The sequence below is a fragment of the Carboxylicivirga agarovorans genome (assembly GCF_050589845.1).
GTDB lineage: Bacteria > Bacteroidota > Bacteroidia > Bacteroidales > Marinilabiliaceae > Carboxylicivirga > Carboxylicivirga agarovorans.
Map to the genome: position 1 here is coordinate 1 of NZ_JBNGPA010000070.1, position 5,000 is coordinate 5,000.

A 5,000-nucleotide genomic window follows, 5' to 3' on the forward strand; every position below is an offset into this window, starting at 1 on the left:
TAATTGCATTAGTCAAATATGTGTTTAACAATAATGCGTATAAAGAGTAGCTTTTTGTAAGGAGGAGAGCTGATTTACATGATGCATAGATCTATACGTTTATAAAACTTCTTTTCGAACACTAAAACGCTTTGCCCCGGGCTATGATGTGGCAGACTTATAGCCTGCTATTTACAGCTTGGTTAAATTATGTAGTTTATTAGTTTAATAGTTTAGCAATTTAATCTTTCAACTTATAAACTTTTCATCAATTCAACTCATCAACTATTAAACCAGATTTTTACTCATCGGATGACAAGAAATCATCACACATCGTTATCCGGTGAATTGGAATATGCATCATTTCTTCGGTATTTGTTGTAGTCAGCTTCGCACATCCTTCGGGAAGGCTTCGGAAGGTGTTCGGTAATCCTTCGGTAATTGTTCGCTACGCGCGTAGACGATGAAATACCGAAGGATTACCGAAGAAATACCAAATAAGCCCCGATTATGGTCCTATTACGCCCCTAAAAAGGCTTAAACAGGCCGGATAAGTGGCAATTTTGTATCATTTTCTATGTTTTTTTGGTAAAGCAGGCATTTTCCCTAACGTCCTTTGCATACTGTTTTTAACATAAATCGCATGAAAAACAACTTAAGTATCATGTAATGTGCAACATAGACTTTTTGCCAAATTACAATGCATGCATTGTCATTGCAATGAGCTTGTAATCGCTATATGTTTGTTGAATAGTAAACTCAAAATACAACGATTATGAAGGTGAAGAAATTGAATAAGTGTATTTATGGCTGGAGTAACAATAAACTAACTACCCATAAATTTTTGAGCGGACTAATATTCCTTGATAACGGCGGTGATGGGCATAGGATAAGCCAGGGAGTCCCCCAGCTATGCCCTGATTGTGTCGATTTTAATTCGGCCTGCTTTTGCAATGTTGTTAGCGCACTCACAACTGCCGCGCAAGAACGATAGCTATCGTTCTTTTCGCATGATACACTCCCCCCCCGCGAAAGGATGCGCGGTAGCGATGTACTTTGGCATCACTGATACAATGAACCAGCTATAACTATACACACCCTAAAAGAGATTAGGATTAACACCAAAGCATTTATCGATTGATTCGATCATAACCGAAAAAAGTGAAGAATTGATTCAACACCATGAATTGTTGAAATACATAAAGTATGCATTAGCCAGATGTAACTTTTTGGAATAAATACATAATTAATATAGATTTGATATGCTTTATATAATACCAATATGGTACAATAAAAAGCATAAAGCCGTATATCGACTGGTTGGTGGCCATAAAAGGAATATGAAATATATAATTAACATATTGATATTGTTACTTCTGTCAACATCAGGATTTGGTCAGATTAGAAAGAAAGATTTGATTGGTGAATGGCAAACTAAGAATGATGATAGCTTATATTATAAAAAGGATACCATAACTCTATTTGAGAATATAAATTATTTATACGATACCAAGACTTGTTATTTGATTAGATGGACTTTAAACAAGAGAACTTTCAAAATTGACATAACAAACCGGATGAAATCATAACCATATGAATTATATAAAATTATTTACTATTGCGGCTTTGCTATTTTGCCTGACTAATATTTATGCACAATCAGATTTTCGGCCTGGTTATATAATTACCAACAATAAGGATACAATAAATGGCTTAATTCAATATACTAGTGAGAATAATCTTCATAAGAGATGTGTTTTTAAAGTTAGTGTCGATAGTGATAAGAAAGAGTATAAACCATCAGATATTATTGAATTTCAGTTCACAGACTCTAAATTTTATCGTTCAATTTTAAACCCATCCATAGCAGATGAGAATGTTTTTGTAGAGGTTCTTCTTGATGGTTTTTATAATCTATATTACTATTTAAATAATGATTTTTCATCTTATTATATGGAAACTGATGATGGTAAGCTATGGGAAATGCCTGTTAAATTAGTTAAAATAGAGAAAGATGGTAAAATATATCAAAAACAAGATAATCGCTACAAAGGAGTTCTCTATATTTTGTTTCAAGATTGTCCTGAAATCAAACCATTGATTGATAGGACTAAATTGGATCATAAAAGTTTAATAAAAGTTACTAAAGAATATCTTTCCAGGGTATGTTCTGAAGAGATATGTATCATATATGAACGTAAGCCACCAGCTTTTAAACTAAATATTATACCGTTAGTTGGTTACAACAAAAATAATCATACTCTGTCCATTATACCAACAAGTCTTGGTGATAATTATGATAAGGTTACATATTCGTATTCAAGTAATTCATTCTTTTTAGGATTAGGAATTAATTTAAAATTACCTAGGATAATCGATAACTTTTCTATTTATGCAACTGGACATCTTTATAATGAATCATTTTCTACGCTTCAGTCCTCAATGGAATTGCAACGTGTTACAAACTATATACTTGATGTTAATGATAAAAAGGGAATAGGTACATTTTCATTTCGTTATCTATTTCCCGGAAAGTTCATGAAACCATATATTTCTGGAGGTGTATTTTATCAAAAAACATTTGATCGTGACTTAACTTTTGTAAAAGAGTCTGAGATGATGGATGGGGAGTTTTTTACACAAACGCTACCAATTAATGATTACTCCCCTTCTCTTTTGGGTTTAGTAGCAGATATAGGTGTGGAATTAAGAATTACAGACAATAACAGTTTAATGCTTAATTGTTCTATTTACAATGCTTCAGGTAATACTCCAGAAGTTGAAGAAAAAAGTAAAGGTTTAAAATTTATTGTTGGATATATTTTTTAATTATAAATTTCTTAAAGAACTCTTTAAATAAGGTTTATTAAAGAATTTAATTGCATTAAAAGTTGGAATTAGAATTAAGGTAATCAACATAGAAGGAAAATAGTTACGTTGTACAACAAATTGCATAATGCATCCCCCCCTATGGGATGGTACGCATCATGCACTTGACCGTTATGCTCAAATTAAAACCATGCAGAGTAGATTAAACAAGATATCTATTCATTAAGAGCTGATTAAATCCTGCCGCCAACAAGATTTTTTAAACCACTGACATATAGCATATTATTGTTATTTTTATTTATATTTACCATAAGTCAAAATTGCCTATCTGAAAAAGCCCGACTAATTATTATTGCGTAGACTACAATTAGTATTTAATATAAACCCGTTAGCATGATAATTAAGAGAAAAGGATTTTTAGCATTACTCATGATCGCATTTATGTTTTTTTCTAGTTCAGATTGTATTGCCGAAAAAACACTTATTCCTAAAAAAACAGGCTCAGATGATTTAATTACAAACTTTTTAAGAGCTGTGAACTCCGGTGATAGGGAAAGAATGGGTAACTTCATCACTGAGAATTACTATCCTATAATCTTAAAGCGAGCACCATTGTCGGAAATCACAAGTCTGAATATGGAGTTCTACTATCAGACCGGAGGATTAGGCTACGAGCTAATCCGGGTAAATCCACACACTTCAAAATCCGTATCTGCCGATCTGTATAATAAACTTACCGACACATATGTCAACATACAAATTCCAGTAGCGGATACAGTATCATTTAAAATTAACTGGCTGATAAAAGTAAATCCGATTAAGGCCAAAGAAGGCTATGCGATTCCAAATAAGATAAGTGAACAAGAGCTTTTGGAGAAGGTTAATTTTGGCCTGAAGAAAATGAAGGAAAATGATGAGTTTTCAGGAGCCATTTTAATTGCAAAAGACGGAAAACAAATTTTTAAGGAAGCTGTTGGAGATGCATCCAAATCGTACCTGATCAAAAATAAGGCAGACACCAAATTCAATATCGCATCGGTTGGAAAAATATTTACCGGTCTTGCTGTCATGCAATTAGTTGAAAAGGGCATTTTATCTTATGATGATTACGTCAATAAATATGTTGAAGCAGAATGGTTAAATCCTGAGGTGGCTTCAAAAATTCAGATTAAGCATCTTTTAACGCATACCTCAGGTCTTGGTGATTATTTTAAAGATGCCTATTCGCAGAAAAGCATACCTGTTTTCAGAAGCTTAAGCGATTACAAAACATTGCTATCGGACGATGAACTTGCGTTTGAACCTGGTTCGAAATTTTCATACAGTAACAGTGGGATGCTAATCTTAGGTGTAATCATCGAGAAAGTAAGTGGAATGTCCTATTTTGAATATCTTGAAACTAACATTTTCGTGCCCGCAGGAATGAGCAACACTGGAGGTTTTTACAAGGATCGACCAGTTGACAATCGTGCCACAGGCTATACTAAAATATATGAAAACGGGACTGTGTCATACGATAATCATCAATATACCAGGATAATGAGGGGAAGCCCTTCGGGAGGAGCCTATTCAACAGTTGAAGATTTTCTCAAATTCGAAACAGCCTTAAGGACACATCAACTGCTATCCGCCGAAAATACCAAATTATTATTTGAAGGTCGGGATGATTTGAATGTTAGTTTTCATAGTTATGGGTTTTTTATAGAAGAAAGCAATGCAGGCAAAGTAGCAAGTCACAAAGGTGATGGAAGAGGAGTTAATGCTCAGTTTAATATGTACCTGGACAATGGGTATACTTTCGCTGTGTTATCGAATTACAGTCGCCCATCCGCGAAAACAATAGCTGATATAATAAGTTCTTTAATAAATAATTTAGAATAAACCCGGAGCCGGAATGGCTGACCTTCGAGCGGCAGCACCGTTCGACCAGTAGACCCCTCAGCTCACCACATAAAATCTTTACACAATCGAACATTTGCTATGCTGGTGCATGGAATACAAGTGCCCGAAGACCAATTGCTATTGCACCGGGTTGACGGGCGTTAGGTAACCCGGGGCGTTGCTGCGCTTTGCCTTTTAGTGTTCGAAAAGAAGTTTTATAAACGTATAGATCTATGCATCATGTAAATCAGCTCTCCTCCTTACAAAAAGCTACTCTTTACTGTTATTATTGTTCAATATGCTCATAGCAA

General features: G+C 34.2%; 2 protein-coding genes. Both read left to right on the plus strand.

Annotated features, from left to right (window positions below; all coding sequences use genetic code 11):
• Positions 1-1,572: 1,572 nt before the first annotated feature.
• Positions 1,573-2,808 carry a hypothetical protein gene (locus tag ACRD69_RS25165; RefSeq protein ID WP_430817899.1) on the plus strand — a complete coding sequence of 412 codons (1,236 nt, stop codon included), beginning with the start codon at positions 1,573-1,575 and terminating at the stop codon, positions 2,806-2,808.
• A 393-nt stretch (positions 2,809-3,201) separates the two neighbouring features.
• The gene (locus ACRD69_RS25170) at positions 3,202-4,689 is read left to right on the plus strand and encodes a serine hydrolase domain-containing protein (RefSeq protein ID WP_430817900.1); all 1,488 of its coding nucleotides are present in this window, start codon (positions 3,202-3,204) and stop codon (positions 4,687-4,689) included.
• Positions 4,690-5,000: the final 311 nt, after the last annotated feature.